The organism is Streptomyces sp. NPDC094032 (assembly GCF_040303965.1).
Lineage (GTDB): Bacteria > Actinomycetota > Actinomycetes > Streptomycetales > Streptomycetaceae > Streptomyces.
On sequence record NZ_JBEOUE010000005.1, the window covers coordinates 148691 to 168134 of the forward strand.

The following is a 19444-nucleotide window of genomic DNA, read 5'->3' on the forward strand; positions in this document are numbered from 1 at the left end:
TCGCGTCCATACGAGGAGCCCCCGCGATGGCGGAACACACCAGCTCTAGCATCACCATCGAGGCGGCCCCGGCCGAGGTCATGAGCGTGATCGCCGACTTCGCGCGCTACCCCGAGTGGACGGGCGAGGTGAAGGAGGCCGAGGTCCTGGAGACCGACGCGGCCGGCCGCGCGGAGAAGGTCCGCCTCCTCCTCGACGCGGGCGCGATCAAGGACGACCACACCCTCGCGTACACCTGGACCGGCGACGACGAGGTCAGCTGGACCCTCGTCAAGTCCCAGATGCTCCGCTCCCTCGACGGCTCCTACCGACTCGCCCCGGCGGCCGGCGGCGCGAACACCGAGGTCACCTACCAGCTGACCGTCGACGTCAAGATCCCCATGCTCGGCATGATCAAGCGCAAGGCCGAAAAGGTCATCATCGACCGAGCCCTCCAGGGCCTGAAGCAGCGCGTGGAGTCGAAGAACTAGCGAGCTGCCGGGGACGGCAGAACCCCCGCCCCCGCCCGCGCGGGCAATCGCCCCGCACCCACCCGCCGCCCCCGCCCGTTGTGGGCAATCGTCCCGCTGGGGCGGGACGGGTGGGCACAACGGGACGGCGCCCTCTAGCGGCGCCTCCGCTCCCAGCGCCCCGACCCGCACCCCGACGAACGCCGCACCCCCGGTACCGTCCCCCCATGCGGATCATTCTCGTCACCGGAACCGGCGGAGCCGGACGCACCTCCGTAGCCACGGGCACGGCCCTCGCAGAGGCAAGGACGGGCCGACGCGTCGTACTCGTGTCGTCGGAGGCGGAGGCAAAGGAGCTCGCCGAGGCCGACACCCTGCGCACGCTCACCCCCGACCCCGCCGCAGACTTCCGCCGAGAATTCCTCACCCTCCAGTCCCGCTCCACCATCGCCCTCGACCTCCTCGGCACCACCCCCTTCGAGGACGCCGAGCTCACCGAACTCCCCGGCAGCGCCCAGTTCGCCCTGCTCAGGGCCGTACGAGACGCCGCAGCGACCGACGCGGACCTGGTCGTCGTCGACCTCCCCCCGCTGCGAGACGCCCTCGCCCTGCTCGCCCTCCCCGAACAGCTCCGCCGCTACCTGCGCCGCCTCCTGCCCCCCGAGCGCCAGGCCGCCCGCGCCCTGCGCCCCATGCTCGCCCAGCTCGCCGGCGTACCCCTGCCCGCGCAGTGGCTGTACGAGACCACCTCCCGCTGGGAGGCCGAACTCGCCGCCGTCCAGGACGTCGTCGACTCCCCGGACACCACCGTCCGGCTCGTCGTCGAACCCGGCCCCGCCGCCGCCGAGGCCCTCCGCGCCGCCCGCCTCGGCCTCGCCCTCCAGGGCCTCGCCCTGGACACCGTCGTCGCCAACCGCGTGCTGCCCGCCGACTCCGCCGACCCCTGGTTCGCCGCCCTCGCCGCCGAGCAGCACCAGCACCTCGCCGCCCTGCGCGAGGAGCACCCCGCCGTGCACGAGCTGCCGCACCTCGGCCGCGCCCCCCGCGGACCCGAGGACCTCGCCCTGCTCGCCGTGCAGTCCGGACCCCACGCCCCCGCGCCCGACTGGCGGGTCGAGGACCGCCGCGAGGCGGACGGCATCCTGGTCTGGCACGTCCCGCTGCCCGGCGCCGTCAAGGACGGCCTCTCACTGGTCCGCCGCGGCGACGAACTGCTCCTCACCGCCGCCCCGTTCCGCCGCAACGTCCCGCTCCCCGCCGTCCTGCGCCGCTGCACCGTCACCGGCGCGGGACTCGTCGACGGCGACCTCCGGATCCGCTTCACGCCCGACCCGGGACTCTGGCCGAAGGCCACCCCCTGAGCCCGCGCGAAGGCGTGTACCGTCGACGGTAGGAGAACCTGAGGAGTACGCCATGAGCGATTCGGACGCCTGGGCCAAGGCCTGCGCCGAAGACCTGGAGGCCGAGAAGGCCCGCCGCCGCGCGGAGCGCGGGGAGGAGCCCGGCACCCCGGCGGAGGAGTTCCGCAAGCTCTTCGAAGCCGTCGCCGAGAAGTTCTCCGGCACCCTCGGCGGCCCGCTCCTCGGCGGCCAGGCCGCCGAGACCGTCCAGCAGGTCGTCAACCAGGCGAAGGCCCTCGTCGAGCCCGTCATCGAGCGCAACCCGCAGGTCTTCGACCACCTCGCGGCCGCGGGCAACGAGCTCCTCGCCGCCTACCGCTCCGCCGTCCAGGGCCACGAGACCCGCTGGACCCGTGGCGACACCAGCGGCACCGAGCCGGGCGATCCGCGCGACGAGGGCCGCGAGGGCCGTGACGAGGGCCCGGACACCGGGCAGCACATCGATCTGGACTGATCTTCGGACTGATCGGGAGCGCCGTCCCCCTCGGGTACGGTTGGCCCTAGCGGGGCTCGACCGAAAACTGAGGGACACATGGGACTCACCATCGGCGTCGACATCGGCGGCACGAAGATCGCGGCCGGCGTGGTCGACGAGGAGGGCAACATCCTCGACACGCACACCGTGCCCACCCCGCCGACCCCCGAGGGCATCGTCGACGCGATCTGCGCCGCGGTCTCCGAGGCCGGCAAGGGGCACCGGATCGAGGCCGTCGGCATCGGAGCCGCGGGCTACGTCGACGACAAGCGCGCCACGGTCCTCTTCGCGCCGAACATCGACTGGCGGCACGAGCCGCTGAAGGACAAGGTCGAGCAGCGGGTCGGCCTCCCCGTCGTGGTGGAGAACGACGCCAACGCGGCGGCCTGGGGCGAGTACCGCTTCGGCGCGGGCCAGGGCCACGAGGACGTCATCTGCATCACCCTCGGCACCGGCCTGGGCGGCGGCATCATCATCGGCAACAAGCTGCGCCGCGGCCGCTTCGGCGTCGCCGCCGAGTTCGGCCACATCCGGGTCGTCCCCGACGGCCTGCTGTGCGGCTGCGGCAGCCAGGGCTGCTGGGAGCAGTACGCCTCCGGCCGCGCCCTCGTCCGGTACGCGAAGCAGCGCGCCGCCGCCACCCCTGAGAACGCCGAGGTGCTGCTCGGGCTCGGCGACGGCACCCCCGAGGGCATCGAGGGCAAGCACATCAGCCAGGCCGCCCGCGCGGGCGACCTGGTGGCCGTCGACTCCTTCCGCGAGCTGGCCCGCTGGGCCGGAGCCGGTCTCGCCGACCTGGCCTCGCTCTTCGACCCGTCGGCGTTCATCGTCGGCGGCGGCGTCTCCGACGAGGGCGAGCTGGTCCTCGACCCGATCCGCAAGTCGTTCCGGCGCTGGCTGATCGGCGGCCAATGGCGTCCGCACGCCCAGGTGCTCGCCGCCCAGCTCGGCAACAAGGCCGGACTCGTCGGCGCGGCCGACCTGGCCCGCCAGGGCTGAGCCACCGGGGGCCACCCCTTCGCGTCAGTGCCCGTCGTGCCCTCCGGGGCGCGGCGGGCACTGCGCCTATGTTGGGGCCCATGGCGACCGGTGCGACCCCCTCGACGACCTCGACGATGTCGACGACCTCCACGACCTCGATCGGCGAGCTGCCCAAGTCCCGTACGGAGCCCGACGGTTCGGCCGTCGTCCGGGTCCTGTCCTACAACATCCGCTCGATGCGCGACGACGAGGACGCCCTCGCCCGGGTGATCCGCGCCTGCGCCCCCGACCTGGTCCTCGTCCAGGAGGCCCCGCGCTTCTTCCGCTGGCGCAAGCACGCGGCCCGGCTCGCCGCCAAGAGCGAACTCGTGTACCTCGGCGGCGGCGCGACCGCCGCCGGGCCGATGCTGCTGTGCTCGCTGCGGGCCACCGTCGAACGCACCGAGGACGTCCTCCTCCCGCTCACCCCGGGCCTGCACCGGCGCGGCCTCGCCACCGCCGTGGTCCGCCTCGGCGGCGCCCGGGTCGGGCTCGTCAGCTGCCATCTGAGCCTGGACGCCGCCGAGCGCCACCACCAGGCCGGCCTGGTCCTCGACCGCGTCGCCGCCCTCGGCACCCCGTACACGATCGTGGCCGGCGACCTCAACGAGGGCCCCGAAGGCCGGAGTTTCGGCCGCCTGACCGAGGAGCTCCAGGACGGCTGGGCGACAAGACCCTGGGGCGCCGAGCACACCTTCGACCCGACCGCCCCGCGCCGCCGCATCGACGCGATCCTCGCCACCCCGGGCATCGAGTTCCTCGCCTGCGGCGTCCCCACCGACCTGGACCCGCACGACCTGAGAACGGCGACGGACCACCTGCCCGTACTGGCGGTGGTCCGTATCCCTGCCTCGTAAGTCCGTGGTGCGCTACACGACCGCCCCGCGCCCCGGGTCGTCGAAGCCGTCCTCGTCCTCGTCGTCGTGCTTCATCCGGGCCACCAGGGTCGCGAAGCCGCCCAGGAAGCCGCCCACGCACACGGTGGTCAGCCACCAGGTCATGTCCCACTGGAGCAGCACCGCGAGCAGCATCAGGACCGGGCCGCCGACCACCGCGAGCCAGGCGAACTTGGTCGTCGCGTCGGCCTCCGGCAGGGGCGGCGGCTCCGGCGGGACGAAATGGCCCTCGTCGGAGTCCTTGGCGTCCTTGCCCTTCTTGGACTTCTTTCCGTCCGCGCCCTCGGGCGCCTCGTCCGGGTCGACCACCGAGTAGTCGCGCGGGCCGAGGCCCACCCCCGGGGCGAAGACGATCGAGGACCCCAGCGCGGGGCGCCCGGCCCCGTCGCCGTCCTCGGCGCCGCCGTCCTCCTCGTCCGCCGGCTTCCGGAACTTGTCCGGCTTCTCCGCCGCCCCGCCGTCCTCGGGCAGCGCCGGGAGCGCCAGGTCCTCCACGGACCGGAACGGCCTGGTGCCCGGAGGGTCCACCGGCTCCTCGCCGTAGCCCGCGACGATCGCGGCCCAGGCCGCCTCCTCGTCGATGGGCTGCGGCTCGCGCTCCCCGTCCTGCTGCTCAGCCACCGCTCGCGCTCCCCTTCTCACCGACGAGTTCCGGAGCGAGCCGGGTCACGAACGCCCAGCTCTCCTCGAAGATCCGCTCCGCGTCAAAGTCCAACGTCGCGACGTGGTAGCTCTGTTCCAGCAGGACCTCCTTGACGTCCGTCGACGACACCCGGCTGAGCACCCGCGCCGAGTCGGCCGGCGGCACCACATGGTCCTGGGGGCTGTGCAGCAGCAGCATCGGCTGCGTCACCTGCGGCAGCTCCGCGTCCACGACCTGGAAGAAGCGCCGCAGCGAGTGCGCCGCGTGCAGCGGCACCCGGTCGTAGCCGACCTCGGCCGCGCCCGGCTTCGCGATGTCGCTGGCGATGCCCTTGGTGGAGGGCGCCAGGTGCCGGACCACCGGCAGCGCCTTCGCGGCCAGGCCGTGCACCTTGTTGCCCGGGTTGACCAGGACGATGCCGCTGACCGCCTCGCCGTGCCGGGCCGCGAGCCGCAGCGTCAGCGCGCCGCCCATCGACAGGCCCATGACGAAGACCCGCTCGCAGCGGGCGGACAGCTCCCGCAGGGCCTGGTCGACCTCCGCGTACCAGTCCTCCCAGGTGGTGAGCTGCATGTCCTGCCAGCGCGTGCCGTGGCCCGGCAGCAGCGGCAGCGACACCGTGAGCCCGCGCCCGGCCAGATACTCGGCCCAGGGGCGCAGCGACTGCGGGGAACCGGTGAATCCGTGACAGAGGAGCACGCCGACCTCTCCGCCCTCGTGGCGGTACGGCTCGGCTCCAGGAAGGACCGGCACGGGGTCTCCTGTTCGGGTTCGACTTCGGACCTGGCTCTCGCGGACGCCCGAAGCGGCGACGGAAAGGGGAAGGCTTTCACCGTACGCGACCGGACCGACACCGACCAGGGCCGTTCGCACCAAGGAGCGACGGGGTCCGGTGCGGCGGGCCCGCCCGCGCGGGCCCGGGCGGGTCCACACGGGATAAAGTCGTCGTGACGGCACACGGAAGGCATGGCGAGTTGATCTACGGCGCAATGAAGTTCTCCCTCGGCGGGTCCCTGAAGCTCGCCTTCAGGCCCTGGGTGGAGGGCCTGGAGAACATCCCCGCCGAGGGGCCGGCGATCCTCGCGAGCAACCACCTCTCCTTCTCGGACTCCTTCTTCCTGCCCGCGGTCCTGGACCGCAAGGTCACCTTCATCGCGAAGGCCGAGTACTTCACCACCCCCGGCGTCAAGGGCAAGCTGACGGCCGCCTTCTTCAAGGGCGTCGGCCAGCTCCCGGTGGACCGCTCCGGCGCCCGCGGCGCGGGCGAGGCGGCGATCAAGGCCGGCATCGAGGTCATCAAGGGCGGCGGCCTCTTCGGCATCTACCCCGAGGGCACCCGCTCGCCCGACGGGCGGCTCTACCGCGGCAAGCCCGGTGGCCTGGCCCGCGTGGCGCTCGCCACCGGCGCCCCGGTGATCCCGGTCGCCATGATCGACACCGAGAAGATCCAGCCCCCCGGCAAGGTCGTCCCCAAGCTGATGCGCCCGGGCATCCGGATCGGCAAGCCGCTCGACTTCACCCGCTACCAGGGCATGGAGGGCGACCGCTTCATCCTGCGTTCGGTCACGGACGAGGTCATGTACGAGATCATGAAGCTGTCCGGCCAGGAGTACGTGGACATCTACGCGACCGCCGCCAAGCGGCAGATCGCCGATGCCGAGAAGGCCGCCAAGGAGGCCGTCAAGGCCGAGATCGCGGCACGGGAAGAGTCCGGCGCCTGACCCTCTGAGAGGGGGGTGCCCAGGGGTGGGGGAGATGGCCAGGCGCGAACGGGTCGTGCGCATGTCGGTGGAGCAGCCGCTGTGGCGCGCGCTCACCGCGTACCGCGTCCTGACGATGATCTACGCGGTGCTGCTGTTCGCCTTCGGGCACGGCCGCTACGAGCGCCCCTGGGTGGCGGTCGGCTTCCTCGTCGTCATGTGCGTGTGGACCCTCGCCACCCTCCCCAAGGTGGCGAGCGCGGTCAGCTGCACCCGCCGTTTTCTCGTCGCCGACCTCACCATCGCCCTGGCCGGCATCCTGCTCACCCCGCTCGCCGATGAGCAGGCGCAGCAGATGGACGGCACCACCCTGCCGTCGATATGGACCGCGGGCGCCGTCCTCGCGTACGCGATCAAGGGCGGCTGGCGCTGGGCGGGCTTCGCCTCCTCCCTGGTCGCCGTCGCCAACATCGTCGAGCGCGGCCACCCCAGCCGGGACACCCTGCACAACGTGCTGCTCGTCTGGGTCGCCTCCATCGCCATCGGTTACGTGGTCGAGGTCGCCCGCGCCTCCGAGCGCACCCTCGCCCGCGCCCTGGAGATCGAGGCCGCGACCCGCGAGCGGGAGCGGCTCGCCCGGGACATCCACGACGGTGTCCTCCAGGTCCTCGCGATGGTGCAGCGGCGCGGCACCGCGCTCGGCGGCGAGGCGGCGGAGCTCGGCAGGATGGCCGGCGAGCAGGAGGTCGCCCTGCGCACCCTGGTCGCGGGCGGGCTCACCCGTACCTCGTACGTCTCCGAGGACGAGTCCGAGGGCGCCGTCGTCCGGGTCGTGGAGGAGCCGGACGACGAGGCCGGCTCCGGTGCCGGGGTCGATCTGCGCACCCTGCTCCTGCCGCGCGCCGGCGCGAGGGTGACCCTGTCCGACCCGGGCACCCCGGTGCTCCTGCCGCCCCCCGCCGCCCGCGAACTGGCCGCCGCCGTCGGCGCCGCCCTGGACAATGTGCGGGTGCACGCGGGCGAGCGCGCGCGGGCCTGGATCCTGGTCGAGGACTGGGGCGACGAGGTGATCGTGACGGTCCGGGACGACGGCCCCGGCATCCCCGAGGGCCGGCTCGCCCAGGCCGAGGGCGAGGGCCGGATGGGCGTCGCCCTGTCCATCCGGGGCAGACTGCGGGACCTCGGCGGCAGCGCCGAGCTGATCTCGGTCCCGGGCCAGGGCACCGAAGTGGAACTGAAGGTCCCGCGGGCACCGCGGGAGCGGCGGGGGAAGGCAGGAGCGCAGTGAGCGAGCAGCAGATCAAGGTGATGGTCGTCGACGACCACCCGATGTGGCGGGACGCGGTGGCCCGCGACCTCGCCGAGGCGGGCCTCGACGTGGTGGCCACCGCGGGCGACGGCGAGCAGGCGGTGCGGCGCGCGGCGGCCGTCGGCCCGGACGTCCTCGTCCTCGACCTGAACCTGCCGCTCAAGCCGGGCGTCCAGGTCTGCAAGGAGCTCGTCGGGGCCAACCCCCGGCTGCGGGTCCTGGTGCTCTCCGCGAGCGGTGAGCACGCCGACGTCCTGGAGGCGGTGAAGTCCGGCGCCACCGGCTATCTGCTGAAGTCGGCCAGCACCGAGGAGCTGATCGACGCGGTGCGCCGCACCTCCGTCGGTGACCCCGTCTTCACGCCGGGCCTGGCGGGCCTGGTCCTCGGCGAGTACCGGCGGCTCGCCTCCGAGCCGCTCCCGGCGTCCGGCGCGGACGAGCCGAAGGCGCCGCAGCTGACCGAGCGGGAGACCGAGGTGCTGCGCCTGGTCGCCAAGGGGCTGAGCTACAAGCAGATCGCCGAGCGGCTCGTCATCTCGCACCGCACGGTGCAGAACCACGTCCAGAACACCCTGGGCAAGCTGCAGCTGCACAACCGGGTCGAGCTGGTCAGATACGCCATCGAGCGCGGACTCGACGACGCCTGATTCACTCGGATCGCCGTGTCGGGGTGACCCACGTCACCACTAGCGTGGGCCGCATCCCCCCACGTACGGCGAAGGAGTGTGCCCATGCACGTCGGTGTGCTGACCGGCGGCGGCGACTGCCCCGGGCTCAACGCGGTGATCCGAGCGGTCGTCCGCAAGGGCGTCCAGGAGCACGGCTGGAGCTTCACCGGTTTCCGCGACGGCTGGCGCGGGGTCGTCGAGGGCGACACGGTCCCGCTGGACGTGCGGGCCGTCCGGGGCATCCTGCCGCGCGGCGGCACCGTGCTCGGCTCCTCCCGCACCGATCCCTTCGGCGTCCCGGACGGGGTGCGGCGGATCGGGGAGCAGCTGGCCAAGCGCCGGACCGACGCGCTGATCGCCATCGGCGGGCGCGGCACCCTGGGCATCGCCGCCCGGCTGCACGCCGAGCACGGGGTGCCGTGCGTCGGCGTGCCGAAGACCATCGACAACGACCTGTCCGCCACCGACTGGACCTTCGGCTTCGACACCGCCGTCGGCATCGCCACCGAGGCCATCGACCGGCTGCACACCACCGCCGACTCGCACAGCCGGGTCCTGGTCGTGGAGGTGATGGGCCGGCACACCGGCTGGATCGCGCTGCACGCGGGCCTGGCCGGCGGGGCCAACGTCATCCTCGTCCCCGAGCAGCGCTTCGACCTCGACCAGGTGTGTGCCTGGGTCGAGGCCCGCTTCGAGGCCACGTACGCCCCGATCCTGGTCGTCGCCGAGGGGGCGCGGCCCCGTGACGGCGCCGCCGTCAGCGGCTCGGTGGGGGTGTGGCTGGCGGACGCGATCGAGCGGCGCACCGGCAAGGAGGCCCGCACCACCGTCCTCGGGCACGTCCAGCGCGGCGGCAGCCCGAGCGCCTTCGACCGCTGGCTGGCCACCCGGTTCGGGCTGCACGCCGTGGACGCCGTACGGGACGGGGCGCACGGCACGATGGTGGCGCTGCGCGGCACGGAGGTGGTCCGGGTCCCGCTGGCCGCCGCGACCGCCCGGCTCAAGACGGTCGACCCGGCGCTGTACGCGGAGGCGGGGGTGTTCTTCGGCTGACGCCCGGCGGGGGAGCCCGTATATTCGCTCCCGTAACCAGACAAATCCGGCGCAATCCCCGGAGGGGCCCCGTGGAGATCCTGGCATTCGGCGTGCAGGCGGACGAGAAGCCGCTGATCGAGAAGGCCTTCGCGGGGCACCACGACGTGCGCTGCGTGGACGTCTTCCTCACCGAGGACACCGCGCCCATCGCGGCCGGCTACGAGATCGTCTCGACCAGCGTCAACGCCAACCTCAACCACCGGGTGCTCCAGACCCTGGCGGCCGGCGGCACCCAGATGATCGCCCAGCGCTCCACCGGCTTCAACAACATCGACCTGGAGGTGGCCGAGCGGCTGGGCCTCCGGGTCGCCCGGGTCTCGTACTACTCGCCGTACTCCGTCGCCGAGTTCGCCTGGACCCTCGCGATGTGCGTCAACCGGCGGATCGTCCGCGCCTCCAACCGGACCCGGGACTTCGACTTCCGGCTCGACGGGCTGATGGGCCGCGACATGCGCGGGCGCACGGTCGGCGTCCTCGGCACCGGCAAGATCGGCGAGGCGTTCACCCGGATCGCCCACGGCTTCGGGATGAAGCTGCTCGGCTGGGACGTCGCGGAGAACCCCGCCTGTGTGGAACTCGGCATGACGTACGTGGAGAAGGAACGCCTCTTCGCCGAGTCCGACCTCATCAGCCTCCATGTGCCGCTGCTCCCGGCCACCCAGCACATCATCGACGCCGCCGCGCTCGGCATGATGAAGGACGACGCCATCCTGGTGAACTCCAGCCGAGGCGGCCTCGTCGACACCGACGCCCTCGTCCGCGAACTGCGCTCCGGCCGCTTCACCGGGGTCGGACTCGACGTGTACGAGGCGGAGGCCGGACTCTTCTTCCTCGACAAGTCGCTGGAGGTCGTCGAGGACGACACCCTGGCCCGCCTGGTGACCTTCCCCAACGTGGTGGTCACCTCCCACCAGGCCTACTACACGGTCGACGCGGTGGGCCAGATCATCGACACCACGGTCCAGAACGTCCTCGACTACGTCGCCGGGCGGCGCAGCGAGAACGTCCTGGTGCCGAAGCTGCCGTAGGCGCCGGAAGGCGTCAGACGAGCACGCCCGCCAGGAGCGAGGCGGTCACCGCCGCCCCCTCCTTCGTCAGGACCGACTCCGGGTGGAACTGCACCCCCGCGAAGCCCGGCCCGCGCAGCGCGTGCACCTCGTCCGTCGCCGCGTCCCGGCTCACCTCGATCCGGTGCAGCGCCAGCTCGGTCGCCGTCCGCTCGTCGCAGCGCGCCGTGAAGCTGTTGTAGAAGCCGACCGTCCGCTCCTGCCCGAACAGGTCGATCCGCACCTGCGCGCCCTGGAACGGGACCCGCTTGCGGACGATCTCCAGGCCCAGTTCGGCGGCGATCAGCTCATGGCCGAGGCAGACCCCGAGCAGGCCGTGGCGGTGGCCGCGCAGGAGCTCCGCGGTGAGCCCGCGCAGGAAGCGCATCTTCGGGTCGGCCGCGTCCGAGGGGTCCCCGGGCCCGGGCCCGAGCACCACCGGGCCCTCATGGGCGAGCGCCAGCTCCCGCAGTCCCGGCTCGTCGTAGCGCAGCACCGACACCTCAAGGCCCGAGGAGCGCAGCAGGTGCGCCAGCATCGCGGTGAAGGTGTCCTCGGCGTCGACCACCAGCGCGTGCCCCGACAGCTCCGCCGACCGGGCCTGCATCTTCAGCCAGAAAGGCGCCAGGTCCGCCCGGCGCGCGTCGAGCGCCGCCCGGACCCGCGGGTCCTCCGCCAGCCGCGGCGGCACCGCGCCCGCGTCGGCGGGACGCCCCTCCCGCACGCCCAGCGCGGTCAGCACCCCCGCCGCCTTGGCGTGGGTCTCGGCGACCTCGCCCGCCGGGTCGGAGTGCCGCACCAGCGTCGCGCCGACCGGGACCCGCAGCCGCCCCTCGGGCGAGATGTCGGCGGTACGGATCAGGATCGGGGAGTCGAGGGTCTGCGCCCCGTTCTCGTCGGTGCCGAGCAGCGCGAGCGCCCCCGCGTAGTAGCCGCGCCCGCCGGCCTCGTGCCGCTCGATCACCCGGCAGGCGTTCTGCACCGGGGAGCCGGTGACGGTCGCCGCGAACATCGTCTCGCGCAGCACCTCGCGCACGTCCAGCGAGGACCGGCCGCGCAGCTCGTACTCCGTATGGGCGAGATGTGCCATCTCCTTCAGCCGGGGTCCGATCACCACCCCGCCCCGGTCGCCGACGGTGCACATCATCTTCAGCTCCTCGTCGACCACCATCGAGAGCTCCTCGGTCTCCTTCCGGTCGGAGAGGAAGGAGAGCAGCTCCTCGGCGGTCGGGGCGGCCCCCGACGGGTAGCGGAAGGTGCCGCTGATCGGGTTCATCACGACCGTCCCGCCGGACATCCGCACATGCACCTCCGGACTCGCGCCGACCAGCGTCCGGTCCCCGGTGTGCACGACAAAGGTCCAGTACGCGCCCCGCTCGCCCGCGAGCAGCCGCCGGAACAGGGCCAGTGCGTCGGCCCGCCCGAAGCCCGGGATCTCGCCGGTGTAGGTGCGCCGGACGACGAAGTTCGCGCCCTCGCCGCCGCCGATCTCCTCGTCGATCACCCGCCGCACGATCCGCCCGTACTCCTCGTCGGAGACGTCGAACCCGCCGCCCTCGACCCGTACGTCATGGGCCGGGAGGTGGTCCAGGACCTCGGCGAGCGGCAGCTCGTACGCCTCCTCGGCGACCAGGACGGCGAGCGGGGTGCCGTCGTCGCGCACCTCGAAGCCGCGCTCGCGGATCTGCCGGAACGGCACGAGCGCCAGCGTCGGCCGCGCGCCCACCGGCAGCTCGGCGAGCAGCCCGGCCTCGTGCACCGGGCCGATCAGCACCTCGACCGTGTCGTGGTCCCGGCCCGGCGTGCGCCGGCGCAGCAGGGCGAAGGGCGGGCAGGAGTCGTCGAGCAGGCGGGAGAGGAGACGGGGGAAGAGAGGGGAGTCCATGGCGGGTGTCGTTCCTTCCGATGAGGTTCCGATGGGGCTCGGATTGCGGAGAGGAACGGCCTCGCGGGTACGAGAAAGGCCGCCCCTCGGGGCGGCCTTCGCGTGGTCTTCGGGTACGCGCAGTCAGTGGGCCGCCGGATGAGCGGGCCACCACCAGTTCTGGTTCGTCTGCGTGAACATGGCGCCGATCGTAGCGCATGAGCCCCGTCACACCCGTCTCACTCAGCGGTCACTGGCGTGGACGCGGCCCTCGGCACCGTACTGTGGTGACGTGACCGTGAACGCTGATACCCACGCCGTCGCCAAGGCGACCTGGCGAGACCTGCCCGCGGCGCAGCAGCCCGAGTACCCCGATGCCGAGGCTCTGCGCGACGTCGTCGCGGAGCTCCAGAGCTATCCCCCGCTCGTCTTCGCCGGCGAGTGCGACCAGCTGCGCACCCGGATGGGAGCCGTCGCCCGTGGCGAGGCGTTCCTCCTCCAGGGCGGTGACTGCGCCGAGGCCTTCGACGCCGTGTCCGCCGACCACATCCGCGCCAAGCTGAAGACGCTGCTCCAGATGAGCGCCGTCCTGACCTACGCGGCCTCCGTGCCCGTGGTGAAGGTCGGCCGCATCGCCGGGCAGTACTCCAAGCCGCGCTCCAAGGGCACCGAGACCCGTGACGGGGTGACCCTGCCGACCTACCGCGGCGACTCCGTCAACGGCTTCGACTTCACCGAGGCCGCCCGCATCCCGGACCCCGAGCGCCTGAAGCGGATGTACCACGCGTCCTCGTCGACGCTGAACCTGGTGCGCGCCTTCACCACCGGTGGCTACGCCGACCTGCGCCAGGTGCACGCCTGGAACCAGGACTTCGTGAAGTCGTCCCCGTCGGGCCAGCGCTACGAGGCGCTCGCCCGCGAGATCGACAACGCGCTGAACTTCATGAAGGCCTGCGGCACCGACCCGGCCGAGTTCAAGGCGGTGGAGTTCTACGCCTCGCACGAGGCGCTGCTGCTCGACTACGAGGGCGCGCTGACCCGTACGGACTCGCGGACCGGCAAGCTGTACGACACCTCGGGCCACATGGTCTGGATCGGCGAGCGCACCCGCCAGCTGGACCACGCCCACGTCGAGTTCGCGGCGCGGATCGCCAACCCGATCGGCATCAAGCTGGGCCCGACGACCACCGCGGAGGAGGCGCTCACCTACATCGACCGCCTCGACCCCGACCGCGAGCCGGGCCGGCTGACCTTCATCGTCCGCATGGGCGCCGACAAGGTCCGCGACAAGCTGCCCGAGCTGGTCGAGAAGGTCACCGCCTCGGGCGCGCTGGTCGCCTGGGTGACCGACCCGATGCACGGCAACACCTTCGAGGCGGCCTCGGGCCACAAGACCCGCCGCTTCGACGACGTGCTCGACGAGGTCAAGGGCTTCTTCGAGGTCCACAAGGAGCTCGGCACCCACCCCGGCGGCATCCACGTGGAGCTGACCGGCGACGACGTCACCGAGTGCGTGGGCGGCGGCGACGAGATCTTCGTCGACGACCTGCACCAGCGCTACGAGACGGCCTGCGACCCGCGCCTCAACCGCAGCCAGTCGCTCGACCTGGCCTTCCTGGTCGCGGAGATGTGCCGCGATCAGTAAGGAGCTTCGTACGACTATGGGGCGCGGATCCATGTGATCCGCGCCCCATAGTCGTATCCGGGTCTTTTACGGCCCCGGACCGCCGGGTAAGGTTAGGTTAGCCTTATCGATCTCGGCGGGAGGTGAACCGCGTGTACGTCTGCTCATGCTTCGGTGTCACGGAGAAGCAGGTCAAGGACCACGCGGACGCCGGCGCCTGCACGCCCCGCCAGATCGCCTCGGCCTGCAAGGCCGGCACGGACTGCGGGTCGTGCGTGAAGCGCATCCAGTCCCTCCTCGGGCGCGGCAACTGCCCGCGGCGCGAGCTGGTGGACCAGGGCAGGCCCGCCCTGGCGGCCGAGCTCGCGACGGACCTCTCGGCGGATCTGTCGGCGGACCTCTCGGCGGGCCTCTCCGAGGCGGCCTGAGCCCGGCCGGCTGGGCTAGCTGGGCTAGCTGGGCTGCTCGATGAGCGTCGAGCAGTAGAGCGCCTCGCCCAGCTGCTCAAGGAGCTCCAGCTGGGTGTCCAGGTAGTCGATGTGGTGCTCCTCGTCGGCCAGGATCTCCTCGAAGAGGTTGGCCGAGGTGACGTCGCCCTTGGCCCGCATGACCTCGATCCCGCGCCGCAGCCGGTCGATCGCCTCCACCTCGACCTGACGGTCGGCCTCGAACATCTCCTTGACCGTCTGGCCCACCCGGACGTGGAAGAGCCGCTGGTAGTTGGGCAGCCCGTCCAGCATGAGGATGCGTTCGGTGAGCTTGTCCGCGTGCTTCATCTCGTCGATGGATTCTTCGCGGGTGTACTTGGCCAGCTTCGTCCAGCCCTTGTTGTCCTGGATGCGGTAGTGCAGCCAGTACTGGTTGATCGCGGTCAGCTCGCCGGTCAGCTGCTCGTTGAGGAACTCGAGGACCTCGGGGTCGCCCTGCATCGCTTCAGGATCCTTCCGTGTATGTCGCAGTACGTCGCCGCCGCCACTGGGCAGGATGGCCGCATCCTCGCAGCGCGAATGGGTGGCGTCCAGTAAGTGCAGGCTTACTGTGAGTTGTCCCAATCGCCTGGATGCCCCCGGGATGTCGGTCCGTGACTGGTCATGACCACCCCTCGCCGTCTGTCACCATGGATGACATGGGTCAGCCGGAGGGCGGAGTGCGCCAGGAAGCAGGAGCGTCGGATCTGCCGCCGGGGCAGCGTCTTCAGCGTGGCTGGCCGGTCACCCACTACGGTCCGGTGCCGCGCTTCAAGCCGGAGCGCTGGGAGTTCCGGGTCTTCGGGGCGACCGCCGACGGCGACAAGCGCTGCTGGAACCACGAGGAGTTCTCGGCGCTGCCCTTCGGCTCGGTCGTGGCCGATCTGCACTGCGTGACGAAGTTCAGCATGCTCGGGGCCGAGTGGGGCGGGGTGCCCGCCCGTACGATCCTGGAGCTCGCGCCGCCCGCGCCGGGCGTCACCCATGTCATGGTCTGGGCCGAGTACGGCTACAGCGCCAACATGCGCCTGGCCGACTTCGCCTCCGAGAGCACCATCTTCGCCACCCACAAGGACGGCGAGCTGCTCACCGCGGAGCACGGCTTCCCGCTGCGGCTCGTGGTGCCCCACCTGTACGCCTGGAAGGGCCCGAAGTGGGTGCGGGGCGTGGAGTACATGGCCGCCGACCGGCGTGGCTTCTGGGAGGAGCGCGGCTACCACAACATCGGTGACCCGTGGACGGAGCAGCGCTACTCGTACCAGGAGGAGCCGGGCGACGGCCCCGAGCTCTAGCGGTGCCTAGTGGTACTGGTGGACGACGGCGTGGCCCTTGCCGCGGCCGATCATCCACTTGTTGACCGGCGTGGTCAGGACGAAGGCGATCCCCAGCGAGATCGCCAGCACGATCCAGAAGAGCGAGTCGGACAGGTGGGCGTCCATGGCGCCCGGCCACAGCGCGATGACGCCGTTGTCGATGAGCTCCATGACGGCGATGGACAGGGTGTCGGCGGCGAGCGCGACCTTGAAGGCGGTCTTGAAGTCGACGCCGGCCGCGAGGATGCCGCGCAGGGTGAGCGCGTAGCCGAAGAAGAAGGCCAGGATGATCGCCAGGATCATCGTCGGCATGTTGCCCCAGCCGAGCGCGGTGCCGATGATCATGCCGAGGACCTCGCCGATGGCGCAGCCGGTGAGGCAGTGGAGCGTCGCCTTGGCCGCCATGGCCCAGGAGACCTCGCCCATGCCGGCGTGATGGGCGTGGTGGCCTTCGTGGGCTATGTGGCCCTCGTGGGCGGTGTGGTCCCCGTGGCCTTCGTGGCCTTCGTGGTGGGCGTGGTTCTCGTGGTGGCCCTCGTGGCCGGTGGGGTGCTCGTGACCGGTGTGTGCGTCGTGCTGCATGGATGCCCCCAAGGCCGGATATACGGTTCCTCTTACCTGGGAAACGTATACCCCCCTGGGGTATTGATCAACGCAGTTTCTTCAGCAGCTCCACGTCCGCCCGGTGCCCCTCGGGACCACCCGGCGTCTCGATGATCAACGGTACTCCGTCGGTGGCCGGATGGCTCAGGAGATTTCCGAAGGCCTCCTGCCCGATGTGCCCCGCGCCGATGTTCGCGTGCCGGTCCTTGTGCGCGCCGACGACGTCCTTGGAGTCGTTGGCATGGATCAGTTTCAGCCGTCCCTCGCCGACGACCGCGACCAGCGCGTCGAGGGTCTGGGCGGCCCCGTGCGGGCCGGTCAGGTCGTGCCCGGCGGCGAAGATGTGGCAGGTGTCGAGGCAGATGCCCAGCTTCGGGTGGTGGTCGAGCGCGTCGAAGTACGGCCCGAAGTCCTCCGCCCGCGAGCAGAGCGAGAAGCCCTGTCCCGCAGTCGACTCCAGGAGCAGGAAGGGGTCGTCCTCGTGGGTCAGCTCGTCGAGCAGCGGCAGCATCCGCTCCCGCACCTGCGCGAGCGCCTCGGCGCGCGGACGGCCGCCGGTCGCCGAGCCGGTGTGCACCACCACGCCCCGGGCGCCGATCTCCCGCCCCCGGCGCAGCGAGTGGCGCATCGACTCCACCGACTTCTCCACCGTGGCCTCGGTGTGCGAGCCGAAGTTGATCAGATACGGGGCGTGCACCCAGGCCGAGATGCCCTCGGCCTCGCAGCCCGCCCGGAACAGCTCGTCCTGGGCCGGGTTGCCGACCGGGGTGGCCCAGCCGCGCGGGTTGGCGACGAAGACCTGCACGGTCTCGGCGCCGAGCTCGCGCGCGTAACCGAGACCGGTGGTGGCGAGGCCGCCGGCCACGGGGACATGTCCGCCGACGGGGTTGCGCATGAGTGTCTACAGTCCCTTGATCGTGATGGTGACGGTGGAGCCCTCGGCGGCGGTGGAGCCGCCCTCCGTGGACTGGTCGGCGACGGTGTCGCCGAGGAACGGGAAGGTCTTCTCGACCTTCACGTCGAAGCCGGCCGACTCCAGCTCGGCGCGGGCCTCGTCGGTCGTCATGCCGACGACGTCCGGGACCTCGACCATCCGTGGGCCCTTGGAGACGGTGAGGGTGATCGCGTCGCCCTTGGCGGCCCGGCTGCCCTCGGCGAGGGACTGCGCGGCGACGGTGCCGGCGTCCTCGGGCGAGTTGATCCGCTCGGCGGCCACGGTCACCTTGAGACCGGCCTCCTGGAGCGCGGCCGTGGCCTCGGCCACCGACTCGCCCGTGACGTCGGGGACGTCGATCGGCGCGCCCTTGCTGACCACCAGGGCGACGGCCGATTCGGCTCTGCGCTCGGTGCCGGGCTCCGGGTCCGAGCTGATGACGGCGCCCTGGGCGACGGCCTGGCTGAAGGCGTACGTGATCACCCCGGGCGCAAGCCCCTCGTCGGTCAGGCGCTTCTTGGCGTCGGCGAGCGGGACGCCCTTGAGGTTCGGGACCTTCACGATCTCGGGGCCGCGCGAGACGGTCAGCGTCACCGTGCCGTTGCCCCGGATGCGCTCGCCGGACGCGGGGTCGGTGGCCATGACCGTGCCCCGCTCGTACACGTCGCTGTACGCGCGCTTCGTCGCGCCCACGTCGAGCCCGGCGTCCGCGAGGCGCCGGGTGGCCTGCTCCTCGCTCTGGCCGAGGACGGCGGGGACCCGGGTGAACTGACCCGAGTTGATGTACCAGACGCCCGCCCCGATGCCGAGGGCCAGCAGGACGGCGGCCACGATCAGGAACGGCCCCCGGGGCGCCGTCCGGCGCCGGGACGCCGGGGAGACCGGCGGCGGGGTGGGCAGCAGGCTGGTGTGCTCCACGGGCTGGGGCAGCAGGCGCGGGATGACGCTGGTGCGGTCCTCGGCGCCGGAACGCCCGGGCGTCAGCGCCTGCGGGGGTACGGCGTCCAGCTGGGCGTCGTCGAGCGCGGCGCGGGCCTCGCGGAGCTGGGCGAGCAGCGCGACCGCGTCGTACGGGCGCAGCTCGGGGTTGCGGGCCGTGGCGCCCGCCACCAGGTCGTCCAGCTCCGGGGCGAGCCCCGGGAAGGCGGCGGACGGCGCGGGCACGTCGGTGTTCAGGTGCTGGTAGAGCACCTGGGCGGGGGTGTCGCCGGAGTGCGGCTTGCCGCCCGTCAGCGTCTCGTACAGGACGACCCCGCACGCGTACACGTCGGCGCGGGTGTCGGCGGTGCCGTGCTCGATCTGCTCCGGGGCGAGGTAGGAGACGGTGCCGAGCACCGAGCCGGTGGTGTCGGTGGCCGAGCCCACGGCCCGTACGAGGCCGAAGTCGGCGACCTTCACCCGGCCGTCGTCGCCTATCAGGACGTTCTCCGGCTTCATGTCCCGGTGCACGAACCCGGCCCGGTGCGCGGCGCCGAGCGCGGCGAGGACCGGCTCCAGGATGTCCAGCGCGGCCCGGGGCGTGAGCGCGCCGCGCTCGCGCAGCACGTCACGGAGGGTGCATCCGGCGACGTACTCCATCGCCAGGTACACGTAGGCGCCGTCCGCGCCCTGGTCGAAGACCCCGACGACATTGGGGTGCGCCAGGCGCGCGACGGACTTGGCCTCGCGCATGAACCGCTCCACGAAGGCGGCGTCCGTGGCGAGGTCCGGGTGCATCACCTTGAGCGCGAGCACCCGGTCGAGGCGGGTGTCGACGGCCCGGTAGACCGTGGCCATCCCGCCGACGGCGATGCGCGCGTCGACGCGGTAGCGGCCGTCGAGCAGCCGCCCGACGAGGGGGTCCTGAAGGGTCGTGTCCACGGCGTCGAGTCTACGAGCCACGTACGGGCCCGCCCGCCGCGCCGACCGCACTGCGACGCGGTTGTGACGCGTGCGACG

At 72.3% G+C, this 19444-nt stretch carries 21 protein-coding genes; 13 read left to right on the forward strand and 8 right to left on the reverse strand.

The genetic code is table 11. The features are described 5' to 3' along the window. The first annotated feature begins 26 nt into the window (after positions 1-26). The 5 genes from ABTZ54_RS10285 (at position 27) to ABTZ54_RS10305 (ending at position 4201) form a co-directional block, all read left to right on the forward strand. The gene (locus ABTZ54_RS10285) at positions 27-470 is read left to right on the forward strand and encodes an SRPBCC family protein (RefSeq protein ID WP_351659537.1); all 444 of its coding nucleotides are present in this window, start codon (positions 27-29) and stop codon (positions 468-470) included. Between the two features lie 206 nt (positions 471-676). Continuing rightward, positions 677-1810 carry an ArsA family ATPase gene (locus tag ABTZ54_RS10290; protein ID WP_351659540.1) on the forward strand — a complete coding sequence of 378 codons (1134 nt, stop codon included), beginning with the start codon at positions 677-679 and terminating at the stop codon, positions 1808-1810. Positions 1811-1862: 52 nt separating this feature from the next. After that, positions 1863-2303: a DUF5304 domain-containing protein gene (locus tag ABTZ54_RS10295; RefSeq protein ID WP_351659543.1), complete on the forward strand. Its 441-nt coding sequence runs from the start codon at positions 1863-1865 to the stop codon at positions 2301-2303. Positions 2304-2381: 78 nt separating this feature from the next. Beyond that, complete coding sequence (locus tag ABTZ54_RS10300; protein ID WP_351659546.1) at positions 2382-3323, forward strand: ROK family glucokinase; 942 nt, start codon at positions 2382-2384, stop codon at positions 3321-3323. Positions 3324-3439: 116 nt separating this feature from the next. Next, entirely contained in the window at positions 3440-4201 is a 762-nt protein-coding gene (locus ABTZ54_RS10305; protein WP_351659954.1) for an endonuclease/exonuclease/phosphatase family protein, read from the forward strand. A gap of 12 nt (positions 4202-4213) precedes the next feature. Here ABTZ54_RS10305 and ABTZ54_RS10310 read toward each other — a convergent pair whose 3' ends face one another. Next, positions 4214-4861 carry a hypothetical protein gene (locus tag ABTZ54_RS10310; protein WP_351659548.1) on the reverse strand — a complete coding sequence of 216 codons (648 nt, stop codon included), beginning with the start codon at positions 4859-4861 and terminating at the stop codon, positions 4214-4216. Further along, positions 4854-5636, reverse strand: coding sequence for an alpha/beta hydrolase (locus ABTZ54_RS10315; protein WP_351659551.1), 783 nt, complete (start codon positions 5634-5636; stop codon positions 4854-4856). The genes ABTZ54_RS10310 and ABTZ54_RS10315 overlap by 8 nt, the downstream gene beginning before the upstream one ends. 221 nt (positions 5637-5857) lie before the next feature. Between ABTZ54_RS10315 and ABTZ54_RS10320 the strand changes: the two genes are divergently transcribed. From ABTZ54_RS10320 to ABTZ54_RS10340, 5 genes are all read left to right on the forward strand, one after another. Then, positions 5858-6604, forward strand: a complete 747-nt coding sequence (locus ABTZ54_RS10320) for a lysophospholipid acyltransferase family protein (protein ID WP_205628205.1) — start codon at positions 5858-5860, stop codon at positions 6602-6604. 34 nt (positions 6605-6638) lie between these two features. Beyond that, positions 6639-7871 carry a MacS family sensor histidine kinase gene (gene macS / locus ABTZ54_RS10325; RefSeq protein WP_351659554.1) on the forward strand — a complete coding sequence of 411 codons (1233 nt, stop codon included), beginning with the start codon at positions 6639-6641 and terminating at the stop codon, positions 7869-7871. Continuing rightward, positions 7868-8539, forward strand: coding sequence for a response regulator (locus ABTZ54_RS10330; protein WP_502997219.1), 672 nt, complete (start codon positions 7868-7870; stop codon positions 8537-8539). Before macS ends, ABTZ54_RS10330 begins: the two co-directional genes overlap by 4 nt. 84 nt (positions 8540-8623) lie before the next feature. Continuing rightward, complete coding sequence (locus tag ABTZ54_RS10335; protein ID WP_351659557.1) at positions 8624-9613, forward strand: ATP-dependent 6-phosphofructokinase; 990 nt, start codon at positions 8624-8626, stop codon at positions 9611-9613. A gap of 71 nt (positions 9614-9684) precedes the next feature. Further along, positions 9685-10683: a 2-hydroxyacid dehydrogenase gene (locus tag ABTZ54_RS10340; RefSeq protein ID WP_351659560.1), complete on the forward strand. Its 999-nt coding sequence runs from the start codon at positions 9685-9687 to the stop codon at positions 10681-10683. A 13-nt stretch (positions 10684-10696) separates the two neighbouring features. Here the strand turns inward: ABTZ54_RS10340 and ABTZ54_RS10345 are convergent, their stop codons facing one another. Next, positions 10697-12586 (reverse strand): anthranilate synthase family protein, encoded by a 1890-nt coding sequence (locus ABTZ54_RS10345; RefSeq protein ID WP_351659562.1) that lies wholly within the window; start codon positions 12584-12586, stop codon positions 10697-10699. A 123-nt stretch (positions 12587-12709) separates the two neighbouring features. After that, on the reverse strand, positions 12710-12766 hold the full coding sequence (locus ABTZ54_RS10350; RefSeq protein WP_206963125.1) for a trp operon leader peptide: 57 nt from the start codon (positions 12764-12766) through the stop codon (positions 12710-12712). 91 nt (positions 12767-12857) lie between these two features. Here ABTZ54_RS10350 and ABTZ54_RS10355 point away from each other — a divergent pair, with 91 nt between their 5' ends. Both ABTZ54_RS10355 and ABTZ54_RS10360 read left to right on the forward strand, forming a co-directional pair. After that, a complete protein-coding gene (locus ABTZ54_RS10355; protein ID WP_351659565.1) occupies positions 12858-14210 on the forward strand; it encodes a class II 3-deoxy-7-phosphoheptulonate synthase in 1353 nt (450 codons plus the stop codon). Positions 14211-14332: 122 nt separating this feature from the next. Beyond that, positions 14333-14617, forward strand: coding sequence for a (2Fe-2S)-binding protein (locus tag ABTZ54_RS10360; protein WP_351659568.1), 285 nt, complete (start codon positions 14333-14335; stop codon positions 14615-14617). A 24-nt stretch (positions 14618-14641) separates the two neighbouring features. On the opposite strand, the gene bfr is transcribed toward ABTZ54_RS10360, so the two are convergent. Further along, positions 14642-15118, reverse strand: a complete 477-nt coding sequence (gene bfr / locus ABTZ54_RS10365; protein ID WP_351659571.1) for a bacterioferritin — start codon at positions 15116-15118, stop codon at positions 14642-14644. 197 nt (positions 15119-15315) lie between these two features. Here bfr and ABTZ54_RS10370 point away from each other — a divergent pair, with 197 nt between their 5' ends. Further along, the gene (locus tag ABTZ54_RS10370) at positions 15316-15948 is read left to right on the forward strand and encodes a sulfite oxidase-like oxidoreductase (protein WP_351659574.1); all 633 of its coding nucleotides are present in this window, start codon (positions 15316-15318) and stop codon (positions 15946-15948) included. A gap of 6 nt (positions 15949-15954) precedes the next feature. On the opposite strand, the gene ABTZ54_RS10375 is transcribed toward ABTZ54_RS10370, so the two are convergent. From ABTZ54_RS10375 to pknB, 3 genes are all read right to left on the reverse strand, one after another. Then, positions 15955-16551 (reverse strand): DUF4396 domain-containing protein, encoded by a 597-nt coding sequence (locus tag ABTZ54_RS10375; RefSeq protein WP_502997220.1) that lies wholly within the window; start codon positions 16549-16551, stop codon positions 15955-15957. A gap of 67 nt (positions 16552-16618) precedes the next feature. After that, positions 16619-17467 (reverse strand): deoxyribonuclease IV, encoded by an 849-nt coding sequence (locus ABTZ54_RS10380; protein ID WP_351659576.1) that lies wholly within the window; start codon positions 17465-17467, stop codon positions 16619-16621. Positions 17468-17473: 6 nt separating this feature from the next. Then, on the reverse strand, positions 17474-19366 hold the full coding sequence (gene pknB / locus ABTZ54_RS10385; protein ID WP_351659579.1) for a Stk1 family PASTA domain-containing Ser/Thr kinase: 1893 nt from the start codon (positions 19364-19366) through the stop codon (positions 17474-17476). Positions 19367-19444 lie beyond the last annotated feature (78 nt).

Excerpts from the sequence above, each read along its gene's own strand:
- ABTZ54_RS10285 (WP_351659537.1), top strand. The coding sequence starts at position 27 with ATGGCGGAACACACCAGCTCTAGCATCACCATCGAGGCGGCCCCGGCC.
- ABTZ54_RS10290 (WP_351659540.1), top strand. The coding sequence starts at position 677 with ATGCGGATCATTCTCGTCACCGGAACCGGCGGAGCCGGACGCACCTCC.
- ABTZ54_RS10295 (WP_351659543.1), top strand. The coding sequence starts at position 1,863 with ATGAGCGATTCGGACGCCTGGGCCAAGGCCTGCGCCGAAGACCTGGAG.
- ABTZ54_RS10300 (WP_351659546.1), top strand. The coding sequence starts at position 2,382 with ATGGGACTCACCATCGGCGTCGACATCGGCGGCACGAAGATCGCGGCC.
- ABTZ54_RS10305 (WP_351659954.1), top strand. The coding sequence starts at position 3,440 with ATGTCGACGACCTCCACGACCTCGATCGGCGAGCTGCCCAAGTCCCGT.
- macS (WP_351659554.1), top strand. The coding sequence starts at position 6,639 with ATGGCCAGGCGCGAACGGGTCGTGCGCATGTCGGTGGAGCAGCCGCTG.
- ABTZ54_RS10335 (WP_351659557.1), top strand. The coding sequence starts at position 8,624 with ATGCACGTCGGTGTGCTGACCGGCGGCGGCGACTGCCCCGGGCTCAAC.
- ABTZ54_RS10345 (WP_351659562.1), bottom strand. The coding sequence starts at position 12,586 with ATGGACTCCCCTCTCTTCCCCCGTCTCCTCTCCCGCCTGCTCGACGAC.
- bfr (WP_351659571.1), bottom strand. The coding sequence starts at position 15,118 with ATGCAGGGCGACCCCGAGGTCCTCGAGTTCCTCAACGAGCAGCTGACC.
- ABTZ54_RS10370 (WP_351659574.1), top strand. The coding sequence starts at position 15,316 with ATGGGTCAGCCGGAGGGCGGAGTGCGCCAGGAAGCAGGAGCGTCGGAT.
- ABTZ54_RS10375 (WP_502997220.1), bottom strand. The coding sequence starts at position 16,551 with ATGCAGCACGACGCACACACCGGTCACGAGCACCCCACCGGCCACGAG.
- ABTZ54_RS10380 (WP_351659576.1), bottom strand. The coding sequence starts at position 17,467 with ATGCGCAACCCCGTCGGCGGACATGTCCCCGTGGCCGGCGGCCTCGCC.